The organism is Paenibacillus sp. DRB1-1 (genome assembly GCF_052119485.1).
GTDB lineage: Bacteria > Bacillota > Bacilli > Paenibacillales > Paenibacillaceae > Paenibacillus > Paenibacillus polymyxa_B.
In genome coordinates this window covers 2,191,761-2,218,394 of sequence record NZ_JBODQH010000001.1, presented here as the reverse complement: position 1 = coordinate 2,218,394, position 26,634 = coordinate 2,191,761, and the positions used below count along the sequence as shown (strand labels likewise).

At 46.9% G+C, this 26,634-nt stretch carries 25 protein-coding genes; 20 read left to right on the top strand and 5 right to left on the bottom strand.

All coding sequences use genetic code 11. The features are described 5' to 3' along the window. Nucleotides 1–59 precede the first annotated feature (59 nt). From ACQW03_RS09850 to ACQW03_RS09815, 8 genes are all read left to right on the top strand, one after another. The gene (locus tag ACQW03_RS09850) at nucleotides 60–1,571 is read left to right on the top strand and encodes a methyl-accepting chemotaxis protein (RefSeq protein ID WP_441949509.1); all 1,512 of its coding nucleotides are present in this window, start codon (nucleotides 60–62) and stop codon (nucleotides 1,569–1,571) included. 129 nt (nucleotides 1,572–1,700) lie between these two features. Further along, nucleotides 1,701–2,063, top strand: a complete 363-nt coding sequence (locus ACQW03_RS09845; protein WP_023986563.1) for a DUF1304 domain-containing protein — start codon at nucleotides 1,701–1,703, stop codon at nucleotides 2,061–2,063. A 157-nt stretch (nucleotides 2,064–2,220) separates the two neighbouring features. Then, complete coding sequence (locus ACQW03_RS09840) at nucleotides 2,221–3,840, top strand: ABC transporter substrate-binding protein (RefSeq protein ID WP_071639141.1); 1,620 nt, start codon at nucleotides 2,221–2,223, stop codon at nucleotides 3,838–3,840. 72 nt (nucleotides 3,841–3,912) lie between these two features. Next, complete coding sequence (locus tag ACQW03_RS09835) at nucleotides 3,913–4,863, top strand: ABC transporter permease (RefSeq protein WP_441949506.1); 951 nt, start codon at nucleotides 3,913–3,915, stop codon at nucleotides 4,861–4,863. Between the two features lie 4 nt (nucleotides 4,864–4,867). Continuing rightward, on the top strand, nucleotides 4,868–5,713 hold the full coding sequence (locus ACQW03_RS09830) for an ABC transporter permease (protein ID WP_441949504.1): 846 nt from the start codon (nucleotides 4,868–4,870) through the stop codon (nucleotides 5,711–5,713). A 59-nt stretch (nucleotides 5,714–5,772) separates the two neighbouring features. After that, complete coding sequence (locus tag ACQW03_RS09825) at nucleotides 5,773–6,810, top strand: ABC transporter ATP-binding protein (protein ID WP_441949502.1); 1,038 nt, start codon at nucleotides 5,773–5,775, stop codon at nucleotides 6,808–6,810. Then, complete coding sequence (locus tag ACQW03_RS09820; protein ID WP_441949500.1) at nucleotides 6,782–7,765, top strand: ABC transporter ATP-binding protein; 984 nt, start codon at nucleotides 6,782–6,784, stop codon at nucleotides 7,763–7,765. Before ACQW03_RS09825 ends, ACQW03_RS09820 begins: the two co-directional genes overlap by 29 nt. A 49-nt stretch (nucleotides 7,766–7,814) precedes the next feature. After that, a complete protein-coding gene (locus ACQW03_RS09815; RefSeq protein ID WP_076293842.1) occupies nucleotides 7,815–8,270 on the top strand; it encodes a hypothetical protein in 456 nt (151 codons plus the stop codon). Between the two features lie 70 nt (nucleotides 8,271–8,340). Here ACQW03_RS09815 and ACQW03_RS09810 read toward each other — a convergent pair whose 3' ends face one another. Both ACQW03_RS09810 and ACQW03_RS09805 read right to left on the bottom strand, forming a co-directional pair. Beyond that, nucleotides 8,341–8,955, bottom strand: a complete 615-nt coding sequence (locus ACQW03_RS09810; RefSeq protein ID WP_441949498.1) for a hypothetical protein — start codon at nucleotides 8,953–8,955, stop codon at nucleotides 8,341–8,343. Nucleotides 8,956–8,968: 13 nt separating this feature from the next. Beyond that, nucleotides 8,969–9,823, bottom strand: a complete 855-nt coding sequence (locus tag ACQW03_RS09805) for a hypothetical protein (RefSeq protein WP_441949496.1) — start codon at nucleotides 9,821–9,823, stop codon at nucleotides 8,969–8,971. 118 nt (nucleotides 9,824–9,941) lie between these two features. Between ACQW03_RS09805 and ACQW03_RS09800 the strand changes: the two genes are divergently transcribed. From ACQW03_RS09800 to ACQW03_RS09780, 5 genes are all read left to right on the top strand, one after another. Then, entirely contained in the window at nucleotides 9,942–10,985 is a 1,044-nt protein-coding gene (locus tag ACQW03_RS09800) for an iron ABC transporter permease (RefSeq protein ID WP_441949494.1), read from the top strand. A 118-nt stretch (nucleotides 10,986–11,103) separates the two neighbouring features. Next, entirely contained in the window at nucleotides 11,104–11,661 is a 558-nt protein-coding gene (locus ACQW03_RS09795) for a GNAT family N-acetyltransferase (protein ID WP_441949492.1), read from the top strand. A 250-nt stretch (nucleotides 11,662–11,911) separates the two neighbouring features. After that, the gene (locus ACQW03_RS09790; RefSeq protein ID WP_071639150.1) at nucleotides 11,912–13,210 is read left to right on the top strand and encodes an ABC transporter substrate-binding protein; all 1,299 of its coding nucleotides are present in this window, start codon (nucleotides 11,912–11,914) and stop codon (nucleotides 13,208–13,210) included. A gap of 38 nt (nucleotides 13,211–13,248) precedes the next feature. Beyond that, nucleotides 13,249–14,121 carry a carbohydrate ABC transporter permease gene (locus ACQW03_RS09785; protein WP_071639151.1) on the top strand — a complete coding sequence of 291 codons (873 nt, stop codon included), beginning with the start codon at nucleotides 13,249–13,251 and terminating at the stop codon, nucleotides 14,119–14,121. After that, entirely contained in the window at nucleotides 14,111–14,941 is an 831-nt protein-coding gene (locus ACQW03_RS09780; RefSeq protein WP_013308340.1) for a carbohydrate ABC transporter permease, read from the top strand. The genes ACQW03_RS09785 and ACQW03_RS09780 overlap by 11 nt, the downstream gene beginning before the upstream one ends. An 11-nt stretch (nucleotides 14,942–14,952) precedes the next feature. Here ACQW03_RS09780 and ACQW03_RS09775 read toward each other — a convergent pair whose 3' ends face one another. After that, a complete protein-coding gene (locus ACQW03_RS09775) occupies nucleotides 14,953–15,789 on the bottom strand; it encodes a helix-turn-helix transcriptional regulator (protein ID WP_071639152.1) in 837 nt (278 codons plus the stop codon). A gap of 138 nt (nucleotides 15,790–15,927) precedes the next feature. On the opposite strand from ACQW03_RS09775, the gene ACQW03_RS09770 reads away from it, so the two are divergent. After that, on the top strand, nucleotides 15,928–17,214 hold the full coding sequence (locus tag ACQW03_RS09770; protein WP_025722590.1) for a Gfo/Idh/MocA family protein: 1,287 nt from the start codon (nucleotides 15,928–15,930) through the stop codon (nucleotides 17,212–17,214). A gap of 108 nt (nucleotides 17,215–17,322) precedes the next feature. Here the strand turns inward: ACQW03_RS09770 and ACQW03_RS09765 are convergent, their stop codons facing one another. After that, nucleotides 17,323–18,159 (bottom strand): carbonic anhydrase, encoded by an 837-nt coding sequence (locus tag ACQW03_RS09765; RefSeq protein WP_071639153.1) that lies wholly within the window; start codon nucleotides 18,157–18,159, stop codon nucleotides 17,323–17,325. A gap of 214 nt (nucleotides 18,160–18,373) precedes the next feature. On the opposite strand from ACQW03_RS09765, the gene adhP reads away from it, so the two are divergent. Further along, nucleotides 18,374–19,390: an alcohol dehydrogenase AdhP gene (adhP, locus tag ACQW03_RS09760; RefSeq protein ID WP_071639154.1), complete on the top strand. Its 1,017-nt coding sequence runs from the start codon at nucleotides 18,374–18,376 to the stop codon at nucleotides 19,388–19,390. Between the two features lie 77 nt (nucleotides 19,391–19,467). Here the strand turns inward: adhP and ACQW03_RS09755 are convergent, their stop codons facing one another. Next, nucleotides 19,468–19,833 carry a winged helix-turn-helix transcriptional regulator gene (locus ACQW03_RS09755; protein WP_013308345.1) on the bottom strand — a complete coding sequence of 122 codons (366 nt, stop codon included), beginning with the start codon at nucleotides 19,831–19,833 and terminating at the stop codon, nucleotides 19,468–19,470. 187 nt (nucleotides 19,834–20,020) lie between these two features. Here ACQW03_RS09755 and ACQW03_RS09750 point away from each other — a divergent pair, with 187 nt between their 5' ends. The 5 genes from ACQW03_RS09750 to ACQW03_RS09730 all read left to right on the top strand — a co-directional run bounded on the left by ACQW03_RS09750 (nucleotide 20,021) and on the right by ACQW03_RS09730 (nucleotide 26,428). Further along, the gene (locus tag ACQW03_RS09750) at nucleotides 20,021–21,217 is read left to right on the top strand and encodes an MFS transporter (protein WP_071639155.1); all 1,197 of its coding nucleotides are present in this window, start codon (nucleotides 20,021–20,023) and stop codon (nucleotides 21,215–21,217) included. Nucleotides 21,218–21,248: 31 nt separating this feature from the next. Continuing rightward, nucleotides 21,249–22,091 (top strand): aldo/keto reductase, encoded by an 843-nt coding sequence (locus ACQW03_RS09745; RefSeq protein ID WP_220030593.1) that lies wholly within the window; start codon nucleotides 21,249–21,251, stop codon nucleotides 22,089–22,091. Between the two features lie 168 nt (nucleotides 22,092–22,259). Further along, nucleotides 22,260–23,282 (top strand): LacI family DNA-binding transcriptional regulator, encoded by a 1,023-nt coding sequence (locus ACQW03_RS09740; RefSeq protein ID WP_441949486.1) that lies wholly within the window; start codon nucleotides 22,260–22,262, stop codon nucleotides 23,280–23,282. A gap of 184 nt (nucleotides 23,283–23,466) precedes the next feature. After that, the gene (locus tag ACQW03_RS09735) at nucleotides 23,467–24,942 is read left to right on the top strand and encodes a glycoside hydrolase family 32 protein (RefSeq protein ID WP_076293848.1); all 1,476 of its coding nucleotides are present in this window, start codon (nucleotides 23,467–23,469) and stop codon (nucleotides 24,940–24,942) included. Nucleotides 24,943–25,009: 67 nt separating this feature from the next. Beyond that, nucleotides 25,010–26,428 (top strand): sucrose-specific PTS transporter subunit IIBC, encoded by a 1,419-nt coding sequence (locus ACQW03_RS09730; RefSeq protein WP_081366786.1) that lies wholly within the window; start codon nucleotides 25,010–25,012, stop codon nucleotides 26,426–26,428. Nucleotides 26,429–26,634 lie beyond the last annotated feature (206 nt).

The following is a 26,634-nucleotide window of genomic DNA, read 5'->3' as shown; positions in this document are numbered from 1 at the left end:
TAAAATTCCGATATTAAACTATATCGTTTTATATATTGGCTTAGAAGGGAAGAGCATATATGTTTCTTAAAAAAAATGAGACCCACTCACTTGCTCCTTTAGTAGAAGAAAGCCGCAAACTTTCACAAAGAATACAGCAGAAGGATTATTCCGCCGCAATACAAGTTTCATCCAAATCATCCGAGGTTCAAGAAATCGCAAACAATGTCAACCAAGCGCTTGAGTCCATGAAAAAGGATGCTCAACATGTTGACATCCGTCTGAAGCTTGTTACCAAGGCTATAGAGATTGGCTTATGGGACATGGAGGTGGTTGCGGGTGATCCTGTCAATCCAAGTAATACGTTCACATGGTCAGAAGAATTTCGTGCTATGCTGGGGTATCAGAGCGAAAAGGACTTCCCCAATGTATTAAACAGCTGGGCATCCCGGCTGCACCCCGAAGATCATGACAGGTCATTGGCGGCTTTGTCAGATCATTTGCTGGATTTTACGGGAAAGACGCCTTATGACGTACAGTATCGTTTGAAGCTGAAGCATGGAGAATACCGCTGGTTCCGGGCTACCGGAACGACGATCCGCGATCAGCAGGGAGTGCCGCTTCGAATTGCGGGTGCTCTATTGGATGTGCACGACCAGAAGATTAAGTCCGAGGAGTTGCAGGCTCTAGTTACAAGATATGATCTCATCAATCGTGTTTTGGTGGAGGCTCCATATGATGTCATTCTGGCTGAGGGAGACATTGAAAACCCGGATAATATATTTTGGTGGTCCCAGCAATTCCGCCACACCTTGGGCTTTAAGGATGAGCAGGACTTCCCGAGTGTACTAAGCAGTTGGAGTTCGCGTATACATCCTGACGATGCCGAGCATGCGTTTAAGGCTGTAGTTGATCATTTAAATGACTATTCAGATCGTACGCCATATGACATGGTGTGTCGCTTGCAAAGTAAAAATGGCGAATATCGCTGGTATCAAAACAGTGGAAGAAGCATACGCGATAGTAAGGGAGTGCCTATTCGTATTGCCGGGACCATTCGTGATATCACAGTGGAAAAGGAAAAGCAGGCTGTCGCGGATGAGCTTACGCTCAAAATCCAGCATCTCTCCGATTCCATTACGGAAATGGTGAACGGCGTTAACTCGGTTAGTAACCAGGCGCAGGAGCTGGCAACGGCTCAGGAGCAATCGACAGAGGCGGCGAATCAAGCCAAAGTCAGTGCAGAAGAAACCCAAAACATTTCCAACTTCATTAAAGAGATTGCGAATCAAACAAATCTGCTGGGTCTGAATGCTGCCATTGAAGCATCGCGTGCGGGCGAGCAGGGGCGGGGTTTTGCGGTAGTCGCAGATGAAGTGAGAAAACTTGCCATTCACAGTGCTGATGCAACCGGAAATATCGAGACTAGTCTGGACGAAATGAAGACACTCATAGAGCGGATTTTGCACAATATCGGTAACATGTCTACGCTGACACAGACACAAGCCGCGCTAACGCAGCAAGTGAATGCATCTACAGACGAGATTAACAGCATGTCCAAAGCTTTGTTGGATTTTGCGAGAACGATGTAAGGCTTCATGTAGAAATGAGGCCGGGCCTTAGGTTCGGCCTCTTTACTATTTTTGGAAAATGAACTATACTTTTCGAGGATAGATCTAAAATCACCTCATAGTAACTTTATGTGGAAAAGAGGAATATACTTGAGCTTACTTAGTTCAATATTGGTCGGAATTGTAGCTCTGGAGCATGTGTACATTCTAATACTGGAAATGTTTCTGTGGACGACTCCGCGGGCGATGCGTACGTTCGGCACCTCGAAGGAGCTGGCGGAAGCAAGCAAATCCCTGGCTGCAAATCAGGGGCTGTACAACGGATTTTTGGCAGCCGGATTGGTGTGGGGCTTGTTCTATCCGGATACTGTGATCGGGCGGCAAATCCAATTATTCTTTGTCATTTGTGTGGTAGTGGCTGCGTTGTATGGTGCATTAACTGCCAATAAGTCTATTTTATTAAAGCAAGGTCTGCCTGCCATCCTGGCACTGATCAGTTTGTGGATACTCTGAAGACACCCTTACCGGGTGTCTTTTTTCTAGATTCGATCACATAATGTCTGGAATGCTAATGACAAGGGGAATAAACAGTTTTTGACCGATTGTAAATCCGACTATTCCGATTTATAATAAATTTATTACATACTAAGAGGACACGGGGGCTAGAGCGATGCGTCGTAATTTGACTGGTGTATTGGTATTCATTGTATTAATGTTGGTTGTAAGTGCATGCTCCGGCGGGAATTCAGGATCTACGTCTGAGACGAATGGGAATACGCCCGGTACAGCTACCACAACAGCTGATAACGGACAGCCTAAAGATGGCGGTAGCCTGATCATTGGCGTACAAGCTGATCCGGTGGTGCTGAATCCAAACTATGCGGGTGATCGGGTAAGTCTGACGATAGACCAAGCGATATTCGCACCATTGTTTCAGGTGAACAATGGAAAAAAGACATTTTATTTGGCAGACAGTCTGACTCCTTCAACAGACAAGCTGACTTATACACTAAAACTGAAAAAAAATCTGACTTGGCATGATGGCGAGAAGCTGACAGCTGACGATGTTGTTTTCACCATTAACAAAATTTTGGACGAGAAGCAGCACAGCTTTTTGAGAAGTAATTTTATGGTTAATGGCAAACCGGTTCAGGCGAGCAAAGTTGATGATACAACGGTGGATTTCAAGCTTCCTCAGCCAGCTCCTGCTTTTGAGGCAGCACTGGTACAGGTATCCCCAATTCCGAAGCACATTTTTGAGAATGAAGCGGATATTGAGAAAAGCACAAAAAACAACTCTCCGATTGGATCAGGTCCTTTCAAATTTAAAGAGTACAAAACCGGTGAGTACGTTACACTTGAACGGTTCGATAACTATGTTGGCGGCAAGCCGCATCTGGATACAGTAACATACCGGATTGTTAAAGATTCAAATGCTGCGAATTTGGCCCTTCAAAATGGTGAGATCAATGTAAACTATCTCGATCCACAAAATGTAGAGACCATTAAAGCAACAGATAAGTTTGACATTTTCCCTTACAGCGAAGGTCGCTTGGCTTATCTGATGTTTAATGAAAACAGTGATACGAAGCAGTTGAACAAAAAAGAAGTACGTCAGGCGCTTTCTTATGCATTGAATCAGGATGAATTGATCCAGGTATCCTATGGCTCCAAGGATTATGCAGATACTGCGAAATCTGCTCTGACACAGGACGTACTGTATCACACGAACGACGTTGCATTTTTCAATAATGATGTGAACAAGGCAAAAGAGCTGCTGAAATCGGCTGGAGCTGAAGGACTGAAGCTGCGCATTATCATTCCGGGCGGCAACAAGGTACAGGAAGCACAAGCGCTCTATATCCAGCAGAAGTTAAAGGACATAGGCGTTCAGCTGGACGTGAACAGCATGGATTCCTCGGCATGGTCGCAAAAGTTCGTCGATACGAATGCCAAGGACTTCGATCTGGCGATCAGCGGCTATATCATGGGGTATGACCCTGACGCGTATCGTATTTTGTATAGCACCGGATCGTCCTCCAATTATTCGCATTATTCAAATAAAGAAGTGGATAAGCTGCTGGAAGAGGGCGCGGGTGAGTCGGATACGACTAAACGTGGAGAAATTTATAAAAAGGTACAAGAGTTGCTGGCTGAGGATGCTGTCATCTACCCGATTGCTTACACCAAGACTATTGTAGCTTTCGATAAGCAGTATGGCGGTATTGATCAGGCTGTGCTGAAGCCAGTCGTGATTTTCGAGGATTTGTCCAAAATTTATCACAAATAAGACAGGGTTTTCAAAAATAAGCTGGGCTAACCAGCTTATTTTTTTCGAAAACAGCAAGGGGAAGGAAAACGTATGAGACAACTCATCGCCAGAAGGCTGCTGCAAGTTATACCGATGCTATTTTTTGTGTCCATCGTCTGCTTCGGCTTGATCAAGCTGGCTCCAGGTGATCCGGTTCTCTCTTTTGTTACACCGAATATGCATCTGGAAGACATTGAACGAATGAGGCATAGCTTGGGGCTGGACCAGCCCGCTTATGTACAGTACATATTATGGCTTAAAAAGAGCCTAACGGGTGATCTCGGCTACTCGCTAATTAATCACCAGCCTGTGCTGGATCAGATTCTCGACCGCCTCCCGGCCACAGCCGGGTTAATGGGCGCCTCCATCGTACTCGCTGTGCTGATTGCCATCCCACTTGGTTTGATTGCTGCAGCTAATCGGAATCGCTGGATCGACAAGTTCATTAATCTGATGTCGTACATCGGGATTTCTGTTCCGCTGTTTTGGCTCGGTATTTTACTTATTTATTTGTTTGCGATTTATCTGCACTGGCTTCCGAGTACAGGGATGCGCACCATCGGTACTGACTCGGTGCTGGATGTGATTAAGCATGGAATTTTACCATGTTTTGTACTGGCCTTCGGCTTTCTGTCTGTGTATGTGAGGTACATCCGTTCCAGCACGATTACGCAGCTAAAGGAAGAGTATGTGCAGATTCAATACGCGTTTGGGTCTGGAAAAAGACTGGTTTTGTTTCGACATGTGCTCAAGCATGTGCTGCTGCCCATCATTACGCTGCTCGGAATGTCGGTTGCGGACCTGGTGGCTGGAGCCATTGTGACGGAGACGGTATTTTCCTGGCCGGGTATTGGCTCGCTGGGCATGACGGCGGTAAAAGGAATGGATTATCCCGTCATCATGGGGATTACTTTATTTTCCGCTCTGCTGCTGATCCTGGGTAATCTGCTTGCAGATATCTTATACAGCATTGCGGACCCGAGAATTAAATCAACGAGGTGAATTCATGAATCGGAGCAAATGGCGCAACATCGGGATCGAGCTGATGACGAGCAAAATGGGCGCCGTCGCCCTCATACTATTGATCGTATTCTCGCTGGGGGCGATTTTCGCATTTTTATCGCCGCAGGACCCGAATAAGTTGAACGTGCTGGAGCGTCTCCAACCGCCGGGAGCGGCACACTGGTTTGGGACGGATGATTATGGGCGGGACTATTTTACAAGAGCACTGTACGGTGGACGTGTATCCTTGCTGGTAGGCTTTGCGTCCATGATTATTGCGACCAGTATCGGTGCAGTGGTAGGTATTGTGAGCGGATATTTTGGAGGATGGATCGACAATCTGCTTATGCGGGTTTTAGAGCTGATCATGTCGATCCCGTCTTTCTTGGTTATTTTGCTGCTGAGTGTGTTTTTGAAGCCGGGCGTCGGCAATATCATTGTCATTATCGCCCTGCTTATGTGGATGAATATTGCCCGGGTGGTCCGTGCAGAGACAATGACGTTGCGCGAACGGGAGTATGTACTATACGCCAAAGCTTCGGGACAAAGTGCGTTTGGTATTATTATGAAGCACATCGTACCGAATTTGATTCCGGTAATTATCGTAGGGGCGACGAACAATATCGCTTCAGCGATTATGATGGAATCGTCACTGAGCTTCCTCGGCTTTGGTGTTCAGCTGCCGAACGCTACGTGGGGCAGTATGCTGAATAATGCCCAAGGATATATTGCACAGGCCCCATATATGGCATTATTCCCGGGTCTACTTATTTTACTGACTGTGTTGAGCTTTAATGTTCTGGGAGATGTGCTTCGTGTAGGCTTTGAACCCAAATTAGTAAAACGATGATTCATAGCACAGATCCATTACAAATGGCTCCAGGAGCGACAGGAAGGAGCGAAAACACAATGACAGAACATCTACTGTCCGTCGAACAGCTGGAGGTCTCCTTTTTCACTCGTGAAGGGGAAAATCAGGCAGTTCGAGGGGTTAGTTTTCATATTGATGCTGGAGAAACGGTAGGAATCGTAGGAGAATCCGGCAGCGGCAAAAGTGTTACAGCGAAAGCGATCATGTCGATGATTGCCCCGCCGGGCAAGCGACTGAACGGCGATATCCGTTATCGGGGACAAAGTCTGACCGCTCTGACGGAAAAGCAATGGCGCAAAATACGCGGAAACCAGATTGCGATGGTCTTTCAGGACCCGATGACCTCACTGAATCCGGTCAAAAAGGTTGGCTATCACCTGGTTGAGGTGATTCGCAGACATCGAGGACTGAGCAAGGAAGCGGCTACGCAAGTAGCAGTAGAACTGCTGCGACAAGTAGGCATTACCGAGCCGGAGCGCCGAATGAACCAATACCCGCATCAATTCAGTGGCGGGATGCGCCAGCGGGTGATGATTGCCATGGCGCTCTCGTGCAGCCCGGAGCTGCTGATTGCAGATGAGCCGACTACAGCGCTGGACGTAACGATTCAGGCGCAAATCTTGGAGTTGCTCAAGACGCTGAAGCAGCAATCCGACATGTCGATTGCTCTAATCACCCATGACCTGGGCGTCGTCGCCCAGGTGTGTAGCCGTGTCATCGTCATGTACGGCGGCATGGTGATGGAGGAGGGACGCGTGGACGATATCTTTTATCGTCCGGGCCACCCGTATACGCAGGGCCTGCTGCGTTCTGTGCCCCAGCGCACGAACGGTTTCCGCGAGCGGCTGGTGCCGATTGAGGGCACGCCGCCAGACCTGCTGAACCCGCCATCGGGCTGTCCGTTCATGGAACGGTGCTCGCATGCGTTTGCCCGCTGTGTGGAGCGGCCGCCGATGGTGGAGCTGCGCCCGGATCAGCGAGCAGCCTGCTGGTTGAACGAGCCGGACGCAGTGCCTGCTGGAGTCTACGAGACGCCCGAAGCGGGCCATGCGGAAGGGGGGAATAACGGTGAGTGAAGCAAACGATATATTGGGTGAGCATCAGCCCTTGGTAGAGGTACACCAGCTTAAGAAGCATTTTGTGACCGCAAAGGATTTATTAGGGCGTAGCTCTGAGGTACTCAAGGCGGTGGATGGCGTGAGCTTTCAAATCAAGCGTGGTGAGACATTCGGACTGGTCGGTGAGTCGGGGAGTGGCAAATCGACGGTTGGACGCTGTCTGACGCGGTTATACGATTATACAGAAGGTACGGTACGCTTTGACGGTCAGGATATTTCCAAGCTGAACGACAAACAGCTTAAGCCGCTGCGTCGGCGTATTCAGAGCATTTTTCAGGACCCATATTCCTCTCTTAATCCGGGTATGAACGTGCTTGACCTGATCGGTGAGCCGATGGATATTCACAGATTGCATCAGGGGAGTGAGCGTAAGGATGCTGTAGTGGCTTTGCTTGAAAAGGTAGGGCTGAAGCGGGAACATCTGTATCGCTACTCGCACGAGTTCAGCGGCGGGCAGCGCCAGCGGATTTCCATTGCTCGTGCTCTCTCCGTGAACCCCGAGTTCATCGTCTGTGACGAGCCGATTTCGGCACTGGATGTGTCCATCCAGGCGCAGGTCATTAACACGCTGGAGGATCTCCAGCAGGAGTTCGGGCTGACGTACCTGTTCATCGCCCATGACTTGTCGATGGTGCGGCATATTTCAGACCGAATCGGTGTGATGTACCATGGGCGACTGGTAGAAGTAGCTGATGCAGATGAGTTGTATGAGCAGCCCGCTCACCCTTATACGCAGGCGCTGCTGTCCTCTATCCCTGTGCCCGATCCGAGAGCAGTCGGAGAGCGGGAGGGACTGGAGGGAGGCTTGGCCCAACCAGACGGCTCATTAGTATGGGACAAGGATAACAACAGTGCAACCGAGCTGAGAGAAATCAGTCCCGGCCATTATGTAGCGTACCCGGTTAACCGTTAGGGTTGAGATCGGTTGTACGATGTGCATGACCCAAAGGAGGCAAAAAACGATGACTGAATCGACGAAAAGAGTACGTATTTCCCAATGGGACGCGCTCTTGCTGGAATCATTACGCTCTTTAGGCTGGTCCCAAGAGGAATTAATCCGTCGGGTGCAGCAAAATGAACTGCCAACGGACGGACCATCCGATTTTGATTATACAGAGCTTGTCACCGGGCTGGCGTCCAAAGAGCCGGAGGTGTTTGTCAGCGCGGTAACGGACGGATATCAGATCAAGTACAATACGATCCGGGGCATTCGTTCGTGGATTGCCGTTGCGTTCGGGCGGGAGCCTGAGCTGTCACTGGAGGAAGGAAGCGAAGCCGTTACATCCGAATTGACGAAGGCTGAGTATGATCGGCTGGAGCGGGTGCTGTCATTAGGATGGTTCATCCAGGAAGTACGTCCCGCGGCTGGCGAGACTTCAGGATTATACCGAATTGTACCTGCTGCACAGACGAATTAAATATTGTTTATGGAGTAAGACGCTTTACCGGAAATCGAAACGAGCTGACCGTGAAGGCCAGCTCGTTTTTTTAATGCAATCCTTCTTCATATTTTTTATTCAACATGCCCAGACTATTGTGGATGACCCGTGTCATGCAGTAAAAGAAGGCCATTCTGGTGGTTTGCATAATAGCTCCCAGCAACATGGGCATCGACTCCATATGGGAAAAATGTAAGATAAGAATCCGGTTAATAATCCCTTCACCAAACCAGACAAAATATAGCGGAACAATCATCTTTTGAATATAACGCGCTTTGCGCTCCAATTCGGGGTGGAGCGCAAAGTACCTATAAATATGGGTGAATGTATTGGAGAATCCCCACAAGTTAATAAAAGGAATCATGCGGGCAATGGCTCCCACGGTACGAATCGGATAATCGGAATGCTTTTGCCGGATGGCTTTATGTACTTGAACTAGCCAGATCAGATAGGTTACAAAACACATGTAGTACAGAACAAAGCTAAAAACTGTAAATTTTTGCTCCAGCTCGTATAGATGATCGTAATAAAAATCGTTTGCGTAAATATACACTAACGTAAAAATAAGGATGAGAAATTCGCCCATAGTGCCCACTGCTAGTAAGGCTTGATGCACACTGCCAGCCGTCTTGGACGGGAATGCTTTGGAATCTGAATCATTCAAGATGTGCTTCCTCCTAGTCTAGTTGCTTCAAATACACGATAGCATCCTCCAGTGTTTCTACGGGGATAATGCGTAGCTTGAGTCCATACTCCTTTTGGACTCGGGCAGCTTCTGCTTCGTTGCCTTCCTCACCGTACCATTCATAATCTGCCGGTACGAAAAATAGATCAACCTTTGCGGCCTCGGCTCCCAGCAGCTTTTGCTCCAGTCCACCGACTGATCCGACATCTCCGTATTCTTCCATCGTGCCAGAGCCAGCAATTTTGTGACGTCCGCCATCTGAAAAGTCGATGTTATTGGCTTCCTCATACAGTCCGATGCCTGTCATCAGACCCAAGGAATTTCCCGAAAGATCCTGCAAATGAGTCAATAGCTCGGCATAGCGAGCATCCTCCAATTGGCTAAGATTCGAGAATGTCGCCGTAGCCTCAGCTGTGTCGCTGTCTACGCTTAATTCCGTCGCTGCATGTACGGCTTGCATGGCAGAATATTTTAGCGTGTCCGTCTCTGTGAGGTCCTTCAAATAAGAGTCCACTTCATCAGGGGCAAGGGGTTCAAATGTAATCGCTCCCCCGGATACATTTTCACTGGAATATACATTCCAACGCTCTAGGAGATTGTTAGCAATACCCGTTTGAACAGACGCAAAAAACACGCTTCCCTGAACGCCAAGATCTTTAACCGGATGCATTTCTCCTTGCAAAATATACTGTGCAGGCATAGGCCGTGTTCCAATAAAGGCAGCGATAGCCGGGATCAGCAGCAGCGCGAAGATGAGTATACGTTCTTTGTTTATGCCAAATATCTTTTTGAGGAGATATGGATTACGGCTTGGCACCTCATTCACAACCTTTCCATCTTTTCTCATACGGATATCATCGGTTGAAATGATTAGAAAGGTTACATTTTTCACCATAAATGACCGATAAGAGTATAGTAATATTTATATTTTATGGTAAATGAGGAAAGGGGATCTTTTAAATCTGATGAGTGAACAAGAAATACATGTGGGTGAACGTGGAGGTGGGACGATTGTTGTTGAACCGAACGCAGCTCCACCACGTCCACAAAGAATTGTTTTGACCTTGGTTGCAGGATTTATTTTATTGATCCTTGGTTTGTTTCTGTCGCTAATCACAGGTATATTTCCTATCAGCTATGCAGAGGTATTGGAAGTGTTGTTTTCTTCAAATCCCAATCCTATGCTTGTGGAAGTTGTATACCATACTCGTATGCCATTTGCATTGGATATGTTGTTGCTTGGGGGATGTCTGGCCGTTTCAGGAACTCTTTTACAATTACGAACAGCTAATCGCTTTGCATCACCAACCTTAACCGGACTTATGCCTGGGGCAATGGTAGGGCTATGTGTTGTCCTTTTACTTGGGATGGACATAGATTCCTTTGGTAGTATGGCTCTTTGTATTGCAGGAGCGGTATTTGGGGGATTCATTGTATTTACATTGAATAAAATCCGTTTCATTAGAGGACGGTCTGCGGGAGTTCATTTATTCATGATTGGTTTCATTATTGATGTTGTCCTTCGATCAGCGTCGGAATTTATTGTGTTACTTGGAGAATATGGAGAATATCAGCAAGAGTGGGCAATATCTCAGGGAGGTTGGGGAATAAGAGAAGGATCATTCACGTTTTGGCTTGCATTGCTTACAATTCTCGTTGTGTGCTCTGTCTTTGCATTCCCCAAGCAGCTTAGTCCGCTATACATTCCCTTCGCGATTGTGTTGACCGCCGTTACTGTATGGGCATGTGGTACCATCGGATATATAGGACTTATTGTGCCTTATTTCATGCGTTGTATGATAGGAAACCGTCCACGGCTTCTCATTTTGGGCTCCGCCTTTTGGGGGGGAGGTCTGTTGATGCTAGTCAAAGTCATTTCCGCTAAAATCAACGAGCCGGTTGGGTTTCCCGTAACCCCGGTGCTGGCCTGTATCGGCATACCCTTTTTGATCTTTATGGTGTGGGTGGAATGGAAAAGAAGCTCTCTGCTTGAAAGCAGTAGATTTTGAACGAGAAAACTTTTCCCAGATCACTGGACTGTACCATAGGTGCTCTGCTAGATCATCAGACGCTCATTTTTTATGCTATATTTTATACATAAGGAAAATTTGAGAGTTGAGGTGCAGCATGACATCAATGACTATTGTCGAATCATCCGTCAAACCAGGGTTAATGGCTTTTCAGGCAAGCACTGAAGATCAGGAGCAGGTTCAGGAATTAATTTTAAAGACGGCCAGATGGCTGCACAGCAAAGGCTCTACGCAATGGGGACGCTTACTAAAAGGAAAAGATGATCACAACCTAGGCGGCGCTATTGCACGTGGAGAAGTGATTATTTTCCGAGCATCAGAGGATCATGGCTTGGCAGGCGCAGTGATCTTGCAGCAGCAGCCCAGTGCATGGGACCGTAATCTGTGGGGATTAGACGAAACGGATTCTGAGGGAGGAACCTCAGTATATCTGCATCGTTTGGTTGTGGATCGCGATAGCACCGGGAAGGGGCTAGGGCGTGAGCTGATGCAATGGATTGAACAAGGTATCCACTTCACAGGCAAGGATCGAATCCGTTTGGACTGTATTGCGGGCAATGACAAGCTTAGCGAGTTTTACAGACAATGCGGTTATACGTATATAGGCGAAACGAACGGCTATAATATTTTTGAAAAGATGCTAATAAAGATTTAGAAAATTGAATTATAGCTCAAGGAATACGAAAGAAGGAAGCAGGTGATCTGCATCCTTCTTTTTTTGTTGTGGAGTCTTTACTTTCTCTTGGTCACTGTCAAATCACGGCCACCCAAAAGAAAAAAATTATATAAAAATGAAAATGGGGATATCGTGTCTCCCCCTCCTACATATGATGATAGGGAAAGTTTTGTAAGCGCTTCAAAAAAGGATGACATACAACCATGCGAAGCTACAGGAGGCGGTTAAGGTGGACAATTACATGAGCTGGATAAAGATTGGATTTTTCCTCAGCGTTCTGTTTTTACTTGCAGCGGCCTGCACTACTTCCCCAAAAGTCGAGAACACAGAAGGGCAAAAAGTACGACTTACGATGCAGGCTTGGGGTAATCCTGCGGAGGTGAAGGTGTATCAGCGGGCGCTGGATGCATTTGAAAAGGAAAACCCAAATATCGAGGTTAAGCTGGTGCCTGTACCGGGAGACCAATATGAGCAAAAGCTGTTGACACAGCTTCAGGGAAGTCGCGGACCGGATGTGTTTTATTCGTATGAACCGACGATTGCGCGTTTGATCGGGGCGAAGCAGGTACAGCCTTTGGGTGAGTTTTTAAAAAGTGATGCGAGTGATGTGAAGGCTGAGGATTTTCCGGAAGGATTGTGGGGACCGGCAAAGCGTGACGGGGAAATCTATGGGGTCACTCCCGACTCCAACCCGATGGTCATGTATTACAACAAAAAGGTATTTAAGGAAGCAGGCGTGAAGACGCCGCAAGAATACTATGACGAAGGCAAGTGGAACTGGGATGCTTTTGAGGAGGTTACATCCAAGCTGAAGGCAGCCGGAAAGCAGGGTTATATTGCGGAAAACTGGTGGGCTCACTGGTATTCATGGGTGTGGTCGAATGGCGGTCAAATCTTTGATGAACAAGGCAAATATGTGCTGGACCACAATGAAAAGGGCAAGGAAGCCTTTAGTTTTATGTACGATATGGTAAAAAAGGGAAATGCGGTATATCTCGGCTCGCTTCCCAAAGGGCAAGGGGCTGACGCGATGTTCATGTCCAATCAAGTCGGCATGCTGGCGGCGGGAAGATGGCTAGAGCCCTTGTTTAGTCAAAACAAAAGCCTCGACTTCGATTATATCTACTGGCCATCCAATACTGGTAAGAATGAGCCTGTTGCCATTCCGGTTGCCTATGTAGCTGTAAACAAAAATAGTCCGCATGTGCAAGAGGCCATGAAGCTGGCAGCATTCTACGTCTCTGTGAAGGGGCAGGAGGCCCGGCTGGTTGAAGGCGGGAATGCCATGGGTACGCTTGCTGCGGCAGATGATAGCATTATGAAAAAGGCGACAATTGAGCATTCAAGCTATTTGACTGAGGGACGTAACATAGGGCATGCTCATGGATCTGCACTGGCCTATGATGCTCAGGTGCCGGGGTTGAACTCGGATATCACGGAAACCATCGACTTGATGTTCCTGGGCAAGCAGGATGCTGCGGCAACCATTGAAAAGTTGAATCAGATCATATCCAAGGCGGTCAAGTAGGCACGGGATGGGCCGTGACCGGGGAGGAAGGTGACAAGATGCAGAAAAAGCATCAAGCGCTGTGGGGCTATCTATTCATTGGCCCCCAGTTTTTGGGTCTGTTATGTTTTTCGCTGTTGCCGTTGCTATATGCGCTTTACTTAAGCTTTGTAAACTGGGATGGATTTGGCGTACCCTTGTTTGTTGGCTTAGACAATTTCAAGGGGCAATTATCTGATCCTGATTTTTGGAAGGCACTCATGAATACGATGTACTATATGGTGCTGGTCATCCCGGCGGGGATTATATTGGCTCTGCTCGTAGCCATTGTGCTCAACAAAGTGAAGGGCAAGGAAATTTATCGCTTGTTCTTTTTCATGCCTGTCGTAACCAGTTCGGTATCGGTTGGCGTCATCTGGATGTGGATATTGAACGGCGAATTTGGCATTTTAAATCATCTGCTAGGAGCGATTGGGATTACAGGCCCAATGTGGCTTACGGATACGCAGTGGGTGATTCCGTCGATTGCGCTTTTGAGCATATGGCTGGGACTGGGATATAATATGGTCATTTTTCTGGCAGGACTCCAGGGTATCTCCAAAAGCTATTACGAGGCAGCCGAAATTGACGGGGCCAGCAAGTTCCAGCAGCTAAGGTATATTACACTGCCGCTGTTGTCACCAACGACCTTTTTTGTGACCATCATGATGGTCATCAGTTCTTTTCAGGTGTTCGATCAGGCGTTCGTCATGACGAATGGAGGGCCAGCCAAAGCAAGTTATACGCTGGTGTACCACATTTACGATCAGGCGTTCATTGACTTCACGATGGGAGAAAGTGCTGCGGCAGCAATGATTTTGTTCGTGATCATTCTCGTATTTACACTGCTGCAATTTAAAATGCAAAAGAGGTGGGTGCACTATGGAGATTAGTTCCAGAGGTAGGGTATTCCTGCGCCATGTGCTGCTCGCTGTCGGCTCTTTAGTCATGTTTTTTCCATTCCTGTGGACTGTTCTCAGTTCCCTGAAGGATATTTCCCAAATCTTTGTCGTCCCGCCTCAATGGATTCCCGATCCGTTCGTATGGAGCAACTATCCGGCCTCGCTGGAGGCGATGCCCTTCGTACAGGCATATATGAACAGCTTTTACATTACGGTGATTATCGTGACAGCGACGCTGATTAGCGCGTCTATGGCGGCGTATGCCTTTGCTAAAATCCGTTTTCCAGGCTCTAATATACTATTTATTTTGTTCCTCGCTACAATGATGGTGCCTAAGCAGGTGACGATGATTCCGTTATATTTGGTGATGGACCGCATTGGGTGGCTGGATACGCATTGGTCGCTGATCGTGCCTGGAGCCTTGTTTAATGCATTCGCGGTGTTTCTGCTTCGCCAGTTCGTTATGGGTATCCCACGCGATCTGGAGGAAGCGGCAGTAATGGATGGGGCGGGCTACATTCGTATTTACTGGAGCGTCATTCTTCCACTCATTCGTCCGGCATTGGCGGCGATAGGGATTTTCACCTTTTTGGGGGCCTGGAACAGCTTTCTTGATCCGCTTATCTATCTCAACACACCGGAGAAATTCACGGTTCCGCTTTTACTTAACAATTTCAAAGGGTTATATACCGCCGATTGGTCACTGATGATGGCGGGTACCACCATTTCTGTCGTCCCGGTGCTGATCGTCTATATCATTGCCCAAAAGCAAATTATTGAAGGTATCACCTTGACGGGAATTAAGGGGTAGAGTTATTTTCTCTACTCCTTTTTGTATTTTTTTCGGTATTGTAGCGGGGTGTGCCCGGTAAGATGCTTGAATACACGACCAAAGTGAGCGATGCTGTCAAAACCCGTTTTTTCAGCAATGGAAGTCACCTTCCAGTTTGTTTCTCTCAAATATGCACGAGCCTGCTGGACTCGCACATCCTGAAGATATTCTACTAAAGTAAAACCTGTTGTCTGCTTGAAAATACGGCACAAATACGTGTTGCTAATATAAAAATGCTCAGCCAGCTGATCTAGCGACAGGCTCTCGTCATAATGAGCATGCAGGTATGCAATGACCGAGTACACGCGCTGCTGCTTTTCGCTACGTTCCGGTGCAATGGTATCGGCAGTGGCCGATTGTATGCGCCGGATGCGGATAAGGAGCTGGAGTAGCAAGCTTTGGAGATATAGTTGGCGGTAGGCATGTTCTTGGTGGTATTCATCTAGCATTTGCCGGAATAGATGCTCCAGCCCGCATTGTTCTTCCACGGAGGGGCGAAGCAGAAAGCTTTTTTCTGGCAGAAGAAGCTGGTTCTGATCGCTGGAGGGAGAGACATTCATTGACGAGGCTGCAAATTCTTCATCAAAGTTAATCAAAATCCGTTCATGGCTACCGCTACCCTTGTTACTCGTACGGTGGAAATCATGTTTGCTGATCCAAATCAGATCGCCCTTCTGGAGCGCGTATACCCGCTGATTAATGTAGTAGTAGCGCTCTCCTGCCAGCAAATAATAGATTTCGTGCGCTTGGTGGACATGGTCGGCAGACATGCTGAATGGCACCTTCCGCAGTGCTTGCTCGATGGCAAAACGGGGTGTAGCGATCATATCGATAGTCTCCTTTAATAAAAGAATGCATAAGGATAATATATGTACACTTTATGAGAAAAATCATAATAAAAGCGAAGATTTTGCTCTTTCTTATACTATAAAATAAAAGCAATTCATGTAAAGGGTGTGAACCAATTGGCTAAAATCAAATATGCACTTGTGGGTACTGGAGGAAGAGCCGAATTTTTTTACGGTGAAGTTGTTACCGTTTTCAAAGATACCTCGGAGCTGATCGCGTTCTGTGACGTCAATCAGACGAGAATGGATTATGCCAATCGGCTGTTGCAGGAGAAATACGAGCATGAGCCGATTCCGACCTATAAAGCTCACGAGTTTGATCGGATGATCGCGGAAACGAAGCCGGATATCGTCATTGTCACGACCATTGACCGGGTGCATCATCGGTATATTATCCGGGCGATGGAGCTGGGCTGTGATGTCATTTCCGAGAAGCCGATGACGGTGGATGAAGATAAATGCCAAGACATTTTGGATGCCATAGACCGCACGGGACGGAAGCTGCGCGTTACCTTTAACTACCGTTATGCGCCGCATAATACGAAAATCCGTGAGCTGATCATGGACGGAACGCTCGGAGAGGTGTTGTCAGTCAATTTCGAATGGCTGCTGAATACACAGCATGGCGCGGATTATTTCCGTCGGTGGCATCGGGACAAGCGCAATAGCGGCGGTTTGCTGGTGCACAAGTCGACGCATCATTTTGATTTGATGAACTTCTGGCTTGGCTCAAAACCGGAGACGGTGTATGCAATGGGGGATCTGAAATTTTACGGACGGGAAAATGCGGAGCAGCGTGGCGTGACGGAGTTTTATCAACGAGCTTACGGCAGCAAGGCAGCGGAAAATGACCCCTTTGCGCTACACCTGGACCGTAACGAGCATCTAAAAAGCATGTATCTGGACGCTGAGCATGAGGATGGCTATGTGCGGGATCAAAGTGTATTTGGCGACAATATCAGCATTGAAGATACGCTGAGTGTCATGGTGAAGTATCAGAACAAGACGGTGATGAACTATTCACTGAATGCTTACATGCCTTGGGAGGGCTTTATCATCGTATTTAACGGCACGAAGGGACGGATGGAGGTTCGGGTATCCGAGCAATCCTATGTTAATTCCGGCGGCAGCAAGGCAGATGAGGGTGCTCTAAAAGAGAAGACCATCACCATCTATCCCCACTTTGCAGCACCTTATGAGGTCGAAGTGGAGGAAGGCCAAGGGGGGCATGGCGGAGGAGATCCAGTTATGCTGCGTGATATTTTTGATAAGCCGGCAGAGGATCGGTTTCATCGTGCGGCCTCACATATCGACGGTGCATGGTCCATTTTAACAGGCATCGCCGCCAACCGCTCTATGCGTACAGGTCAGCCAGTGAAGGTGGAGGAACTGGTACGCTTGTAATGAGTAGTAAACTTAATACCAAAAGAAGGCCCCTCTAAATAGTTCGAACAGAGGGGTCTTCTTTTGGTATTCAAATATAGAATGCACCTTATATCTAACGACAATTTATTACTTATCGGCAGTCAGCTCCCGGGCTCCCAGCTGTTGTACAGGACGATGGTTATCGGGGAAAATGGCAGCAAACCGGTTGATTTGGTCTGCGGACATTTCAATAGGTTGCTCCAGCACTGTCCAATTTACATGTTCTGTGCATGGTGGGGTAGTCAGCGATCCGTTGTAGCGAACGGAGTGCAAATCTTTTGGCAGCAGCGCAGCGAGATTTATTTCTTCATCCAGAGCTGCTTCTTGGGAAATATCTTTCGGCAGTTTGGACCAGATGCGGTTGAAAGCCTTGTTTTCTTTGCCACTTTGGATAAGGACCGCTAAGACAGCTGTGCTTCCGTTGTCGCTTTGATGGACAAAATGAAGCTCCATTTCAGCATTTTTACCATCTATTTGATGTTCGCTCGGGTGATGAAAATGAAACTGCTTTAAAGTGAATTTAGTACCGTCCAGCATGATGTTATTGCTGGTATTGGCAACATTGATTTGCACAGTGTGCCCATTATTCAAAATGGATGCTTTTGTATTGGTGTAATGAACTTGTAGCGGTTGCTGTGTTTGCGATGCTTCCAGATGGGTATGCTCTATATTAACAGGAGATTGTTCGTGGCCGTTACCACATGCAACAAAGTCTTTTTCCAGTTCTCCCCAATGTTCCGGTCCCTGATCTCCTGCATAGGACCAGTGTGGGCCTTTCTGAACAACTGCATGAGCGTTGTTAGCTGATGAGGATGAAGTGCTGGTGGTACTAGAAATGGCGGGCTGTGAATTGCATCCTGTTACCGACACGACCAAGATAATGGCAAATATGCTGAACAGGCAACCTTTCCAGTTTTTTTTCATGTTTTTGTATCCTTCTTCCAAATAGAGTATGTGAAACTTTTTACATTGTAAATTATTGTAGAAAGTTCCTGCAAGGGTACAAGGACTTAGGAACAAGCATCTAGTGATTAAATGGCCTAGTTTAGAATATGCTTGTCCTTTGTAGTTAAAAATTTATATAATATTCAATGTACTTTACAAAATAATTCCATGCGTAATTAAAGGAGAGATTTACATGAAAGCAGCGATTGTTACAAAAGACAAGAAAGTCAGTATAGAAGAGAAACCTTTACGCTCCCTGAAACATGGAGAAGCGTTAGTTCAAGTCGAATATTGCGGAGTTTGCCACACGGATTTACATGTGAAAAATGCAGATTTTGGTGATGTTACAGGCAGAGTTCTGGGGCATGAAGGTATCGGAAAAGTCATTGAGTTAGGTGAAGGAGTAACCAGTCTGAAGATTGGCGATCGCGTAAGCATTGCCTGGATGTTCGAAAGCTGCGGTCACTGCGAATACTGCTTAACTGGCCGGGAAACGTTGTGTCGTGAAGTTAAAAATGCCGGATATACCGTAGATGGTGCAATGGCAGAGCAATGTATTGTCACAGCTGACTACGCAGTCAAAGTACCAGATAGTCTTGACCCTGCTGCTGCAAGTAGTGTAACTTGCGCAGGGGTTACAACATATAAAGCAGTTAAAGTAAGTGAAATCAAACCAGGACAATGGATTGGTATCTTCGGCATTGGTGGCTTAGGTAATTTGGCTGTGCAATACGCCAAAAATGTATTCAATGCTAAAGTTGTAGCCTTTGACATTAGTGATGAAAAACTAGAACTGGCTAAACAAATTGGTGCTGACTATATCGTTAACAGCATGAAAGAAGATCCGGTCGCCCGAGCTAAGGAGTTAACAAACGGTGCTGGTCTGGATGCAACCGTGGTTACTGCTGTTGCCAAAACACCTTTCAACCAGGCCATCGACGTTGTAAAGGCTGGCGCGCGTGTTGTAGCTGTAGGTCTTCCAACCGATAAGATGGATCTGGACATTCCACGTCTGGTTCTGGACGGCATTCAAGTTATTGGCTCCTTGGTCGGCACTCGTGAAGACCTTAAAGAAGCGTTCCAGTTCGCTGCAGAAGGTAAAGTCGTCCCTCTTGTACAAAAACGTCCGATCGAAGACATTAATGAGATCTTCGAGGAGATGGAGCAGGGCAAAATCCAAGGACGCATGGTCATTGATTTCACAAATTAAAATGATGTCCAATTCGTAACCCTTGGAATTCGGAGAGAGAAAGCGCCTGCTGATGTATGCAGGCGCTCTTTTTGGCTTTACAGCTTATTCAGAATGTTATCTTCCAAAACTGCAGATTTATCCCCGTATTCTTTAATAATATGTCTTTCTCCCCAAGCACAAAGAGAATCTAAAATGCCTTTCAGACTACATCCATATTCACTAAGCTCGTACTCAACTTTGGGTGGAACCTGATTATAGCTAATCCGATTGACAATACCGTCTTCCTCTAATTCACGAAGCTGCTGAGTCAGCATTTTTTGTGTTATGGAAGGCATCATTCGTTTTAATTCGCTTGTCCGCATCTTTCCATGTGTCAAATGACACAGAATCACGCATTTCCATTTCCCCCCGATCACCTCTAACGTCGCCTCAACAGAGATGTTGTATTTTTTCTTCCCCAATGCAGATCCCCCCGTGTGTATCGCTTCTGTTATACATACCTTAACAACCTGTTTTAATCAAAAAGAACTTTATCTAGGGTACTTTTTAGTACCTATATCACTAAAAAGTACGTACTGTTCATATTTGCTTGAATAACTCATAATAACATCTGCTGGTCGAAGATTTCTATAGATAGGAGCGAAAAACATGTCGCCAGAATCAAAACGAAGTATATGGCCATTACTGGCTCTAGCCGTAAGCGCCTTTGCGATTGGAACAACCGAGTTCATCAGCGTGGGACTGCTTCCCCTGATTGCTGAAGACTTGCACATATCTGTAACGATGTCTGCACTAACTGTAACGCTATATGCATTAGGGGTTACCATCGGGGCACCTGTCTTGACCTCATTAACATCAAGTGTTCCCCGTAAAACGTTGCTGCTGTGGATCATGATTATATTTATTGCAGGTAATAGCCTCGCTGCGGTCTCTAGCGGAATTGCCTTGCTGCTGATAGCACGTGTGATCTCAGCGTTCGCCCATGGGGTGTTCATGTCTATCGGTTCCACCATCGCGGCCGATCTTGTGCCGGATGATCGACGAGCGAGTGCAATTTCCATTATGTTCTCCGGATTGACCGTAGCCACGGTCACAGGTGTACCTTTGGGCACCTACATTGGGCAGCAATGGGGTTGGCGGGCTGCATTTATGGCGATTGTGGTCGTCGGTGTAGTGGCACTCATCGCCAATCTGATTCTGCTGCCATCTACGCTGCGCAAAGGGAACAAGACTCCTTTCCGCGAGCAGGTCAAACTGGTTACCAATGGTCGCTTGCTACTCGCATTTATCATTACAGCTTTGGGGTATGGAGGCACATTTGTGGTGTTTACTTATTTATCTCCATTACTTCACGACATAACCGGATTTCAGCAAAGTACGGTAACGTTTATACTTTTGCTGTATGGAATTGCGATTGCCATCGGGAATGTCATTGGCGGAAAAGCAGCCAACCGCAAGCCGCTTTCAGCTTTGTTTTACATGTTTCTGATTCAAGCCGTGATCCTTTTTCTCCTGTTGTTCACGGCACCTTTTAAAACGGCAGGACTGATTACGATCTTCTTTATGGGATTGCTTGCGTTTATGAACGTGCCCGGGCTACAGGTATATGTAGTCATGTTGGCCGAACGGTTTGCACCCAAAGCTGTCGATGTCGCCTCTGCTGTTAATATTGCAGCTTTCAATGCAGGGATAGCAATCGGAGCATATGTAGGGGGCATTGTAACTGATTCACTGGGCCTCATTCATACGACGTGGATCGGGGGCATTATGGTTTTCGTTGCGGTTCTGCTCACAGGCTGGAGTCGTATGCTCGAAAAAAGGGATACAACCACCATTACAGGTTAAAGCTTTTAAAAAATAGAGAGGAAGATACAAAATGACACAAAACTTACAAAGCACAACATTGTTAAACAACGGAGTTCACATGCCTTGGTTTGGCATCGGGGTATTTAAAGTGGAAGAAGGTTCGGAGCTGGTCGATGCTATAAAGGCTGCTGTAAAGCATGGCTACCGCAGTATAGATACAGCTGCAATCTATGCGAATGAAAGCAGTGTAGGGCAGGCTATTCAGGAAGCCCTTCAGGAAAATAATCTGTCCAGAGAAGATCTGTTCGTCACGTCCAAAGTGTGGAATGCAGATTTAGGCTATGAAGAGACACGAGCAGCTTATGAAGCCAGTCTGGATAAGCTGGGTCTGGAATATCTGGATCTATATCTGATTCATTGGCCAGTTCAAGGAAAGTATAAAGAAGCTTGGAGAGCGTTGGAATCCTTGTATAAAGAAGGACGGATTAAGGCAATTGGAGTCAGCAATTTCCAGATTCATCATTTGGAAGATCTCATGAAGGATGCTGAAATCAAGCCAATGATCAATCAGGTGGAGTTCCATCCACAATTAACCCAAGCCGAGCTGTTGCAATTCTGTCAAAAGAACGACATTCAAATGGAAGCCTGGTCCCCGTTAATGCAAGGCCAATTGCTCGATCATCCGGTATTACAAGACGTAGCGACCAAGTATGGCAAATCGGTGGCGCAAGTGATTTTACGCTGGGATGTGCAGCAGGGAGTTGTCACCATTCCCAAGTCTACCAAGGCGCATCGGATCGTCGAAAATGCCGACATTTTTGACTTCGAACTGACGCGCGAGGATATGGATCGAATTCAGGCGTTAAATGCCGATCTTCGAGTAGGCCCAGATCCGGATAACTTTGATTTTTAAAATTACGTTCATCATGAGACGCCGTTTCCTTCTTCACTGAAGGGACGGCGTTTTGTGCATGATGGATCTGGAGCTACAGCAATCCAATCCCGCCATATGGTATTATAGGGTTATGTGAAAAGAGACGTTTTGGAAGCATATGAATATGAAAAATCTCCGGGGGACTTCATGAATAAGACGATTGCAGATATAGCCCAAATGGCTGGTGTATCCAAGAGCACGGTATCCCGTTTTTTGAACGGCGGGTCTGTCAGCGTGGATACGAAACGTAAAATTGAAAAAGTGGTTAAAGCCACGGGGTATGTGCCCAATGCCTTTGCCCAGAGTCTTAAGGCGAAGCGGACCAACATTATCGGCACCGTTGTACCGCGTCTGGATTCTTTTGCGACATCCCATACGCTGATGGGGATTGATGAGGAACTGCGTTCTCAGCATTATCAGATGCTGATCTCGAATACGAGTCAGGATGTACAGCGTGAAATCGAAGCCATTTATGAGCTGGGAAGACAAAAGATTTCGGGTATCATTTTGCTGGCTGCTCAAATTACAGACGACCATCTGACCGCGATTCGTGACATCGGTATTCCGGTGTTGCTGGTGGGCCAGCAGCACGAGCAGCTTCATAGCCTTATCCATGATGACTATCGTGCAGGATATGATATCGGCACGTACCTTTTGTCACAGGGACACCGCGAAATTGCCTACGTTGGTGTTACTGAAAAGGATGTTGCCGTCGGTGTGCAGCGCAAGGAGGGCTTTAGGCAGGCTGTTCGCGATGCATTGCCTGCTGAGTCTCATACGGACGATGCGATGCGAGCAGCAGGGTATGATATCAGATACTATGAGACCGGATTTAAAATGTCCGATGCACGGATTGCTGCATCCGCCATTTTGGACAATTTCAAGCCATCGTTAATGGTGTGTGCTACGGATAATATCGCGCTGGGCGTAATCAATGCGGCTTATTCCAGAGGGATTGTCATTCCGTCAGATTTGTCGGTAACTGGCTTTGGGGGATACGATATTACGGAGGTCATTCACCCTGCCCTGACAACCGTTCAATATCCGTATATGGAGGCTGGACGTGTAGCAGCGCAAAATATTATGCGGTTGGTAGAACATAAATCGGTAGAAAAAGTGACGGTCATGAATTATTCCCTTATCGAAAGAGAAAGCGTTGACAAACGCTGAACAAGTGGATTATAATTTCTTCGAAACCGGTTCCATAGCATTCGGGTACAAATGGAATCGGTTGCAAATCCATGGATGAGTATATTTTTTTAATTGCATGGGAACCGGTTCCGATCAAATATTTTTTTCATTGATTTGGAACCGGTTCCTGAAGCGAAAGTTTTAATAAAAATGAGGTACACCTATGAAAATGACAAGAGAACAAAAGTATCGAATGATCGAGCAGGCAGAGCCCGGTGAAATAGCCAGCTTGGAGGAGAGAGTGGAGCAATGTCAATGGCGGCAGGCGTTTCATATCCAGCCACCGACAGGTTTGCTCAATGACCCCAATGGCTTTTCATATTACCAAGGTGAATACCACTTATTTTATCAGTGGTTTCCGCTCGGAACGGATCATGGGATGAAATACTGGTATCATCTGAAATCCAAAGATTTGGTCACATGGAATAGTGCGGGCATTGGTATCGCACCTGGGGATTATTTTGATTCGCATGGGGCTTATTCGGGCAGCGCACTGGAGCATGAGGGCAAATTATATATGCTGTATACGGGAAATGCACGAGATGAAGACTGGATCAGACATCCTTATCAATGCATGGCTGTTATGGACGAGAATGGTCATATTACTAAATGGGAGCACCCCGTTATTTCCAATGTGCCAGAAGGGTATACAGACCATTTTCGTGATCCCAAGCTATGGAAAGACGGCAATAGCTTTTACTGTGTGATTGGTGCCCAGAGAACGAATTTAACAGGCTGCGCCGTCCTCTACCGATCAACCGACCTTCGTACGTGGGAGTTTGAGGGGGAATTGTGCACAGGCCTGGAGTCGTTTGGCTACATGTGGGAATGTCCAGATTATTTTGAACTGAACGAAGCGGGAGTCTTGATCTTTTCTCCTCAGGGCTTGGAGCCTTCTGGGGATGAAAATCACAATATTTATCAATCGGGCTATGTAATCGGCAAGCCGTTGGATACCGGAACAAGAAGACTGGAGCACGGCGCATTCCACGAGCTCGATAGAGGCTTTGACTTCTATGCGCCACAGACGATGATTGACCCACAGGGGCGGCGTATTATGGTGGCATGGATGGGCCTGCCGGATATCGAATATCCCACAGATCCGAACGGATGGGCTCATTGCCTGACATTACCAAGGGAGCTTACGCTTCATGAGGGCAAACTCTTGCAGCGGCCGATCCCTGAGCTGACTACGCTGCGTAGAAATCGTGAGGATCGGGTAGCTGACACGTTATTCTCAGAGAGCAAAACCTATGAAGGATTTACAGGTACGGCCTATGAGCTGATCTGTGAGGTAGATCTTTTGAGCGCTAAGGTGTTTGGTATTGAATTCCGTGCGAGCGAGACTGAGAAAACGGTGATTAAATATAATGCCGTCAGCCGCAAACTTGTATTGGACCGTTCGCAATCAGGTGAGCCTGTAGCCACTTCGTATGGTGAGGTACGGCAGTGTTCATGGGATAAAGATCATATCAAACTACATTTGTTTGTAGATACGTCTTCAGTTGAGATTTTCGTCAATGATGGGGAAGAGGTGTTCACCAGTCGTATTTTTCCGCATCCAGAGAGTGACGAAATACGCTTTTTTGCCGACAAGGGAGAGGCTCTCTTCCAGGCGGTGAAATGGGATTTTACATGAGTAGGCTAAAACATCAAGTGGATCGTTAATCATCAAACATAACGGAATGAACGAGAGGATGAACATCATGGCGGAAAACAGAGAAATAGCTAAAGAAGTGATCCAGGCAATCGGTGGGCAAGAAAATATTGCATCTTTTGCTCATTGTGCGACACGCTTGCGGATTATGGTGCATGACAAGGAGAAGATTGATCAGAAAAAAGTTGAGGAGATCGACAAGGTCAAGGGTGCTTTTTTCAATTCCGGGCAATATCAGATTATTTTTGGTACGGGTACGGTAAATCGAATTTTTGAAGAGGTCGAAAAGCTTGGCGTAACCGGTTCATCTAAAGAAGAGGTGAAGAGTCAGGCGAAAAAGGAAGGGAACGTTTTCCAGCGTTCCATTCGTACCTTTGGTGATGTGTTTGTACCGATTATTCCTGTGCTGGTTGCTACGGGGCTGTTCATGGGGCTACGTGGCTTGCTCACTCAGCCACAAATTCTCGCTCTACTCGGCATGACGCCACAGGACATTTCACCCAATTTTCTATTATACACACAAGTATTAACGGATACGGCCTTTGCTTTTCTACCAGCGTTAGTCGCTTGGTCAGCCTTTAGAGTATTTGGTGGTAGTCCAGTGCTGGGTATCGTTCTCGGTCTGATGCTGGTAAACCCGGCCTTGCCCAACGCTTATAGTGTTGCGGACGGCTCAGCTCACCCGTTGACGATGTTCGGATTCATTCCTGTGGTGGGCTATCAAGGCTCGGTATTGCCAGCTTTCTTCGTGGGCTTGATCGGAGCCAAGCTGGAGCGGGCGCTGCGCAAACGGGTGCCTGAAGCGTTAGATCTGATTCTTACACCATTTTTAACACTGTTGATCATGATTACTTTGGGATTGTTTGCCATCGGTCCGATTTTCCATTCACTCGAAGAATGGGTGCTGCACGGAACAACGTTTGTGCTGGATTTGCCTTTCGGTATTGCAGGGATTGTCATCGGCTTTTTGCATCAGATTATCGTCGTTACAGGTGTGCATCATATATTTAATTTCTTGGAGATTCAACTGCTTGAAAAGAACGGCGCAAACGCCTTTAATGCCATCATTACCTGCGCTATGGCTGCTCAAGGTGCTGCCTGTCTGGCGGTTGGACTGAAAACGAAGAATAGCAAGCTGAAAGCGTTAGCACTTCCTTCCTCGTTGTCTGCCTTTCTGGGGATTACGGAGCCGGCTATTTTCGGGGTCAACCTGAGATACATGAAGCCTTTTGTCATGGGCCTTATCGGTGGGGCGGTTGGTGGTTTTATCGCTTCGGTCTTCCATTTGGCGGCTACAGGTATGGCAGTTACGGTCATTCCGGGCACGTTGCTCTACATGAATCATCAGCTTCCGCTTTACATTTTGGCGAACTTGGCTGCTATGGTTGTAGCGTTTGTCCTGACCTGGATGTTTGGCTATAACGATAAAATGTTGGAAGAGGTCAAAACAGCGGGTTCTTCTAATTAACGCCACCCAGGTGGTACGAATACACGCAGCTTCATGCACGTAAGCATAAATATGGTGGTCGTTCTACATGGAACGCTCTTGGTCCCTAATGAAAAAGGGCTACTGGAGCAGGATTTCAGGTGGAACGACCATTTTTATTAACTAAGGATTTTGCAAAAATCTTGAACTATGAAATCCGCTTCGTATCATCATCTTCCCATAATCCT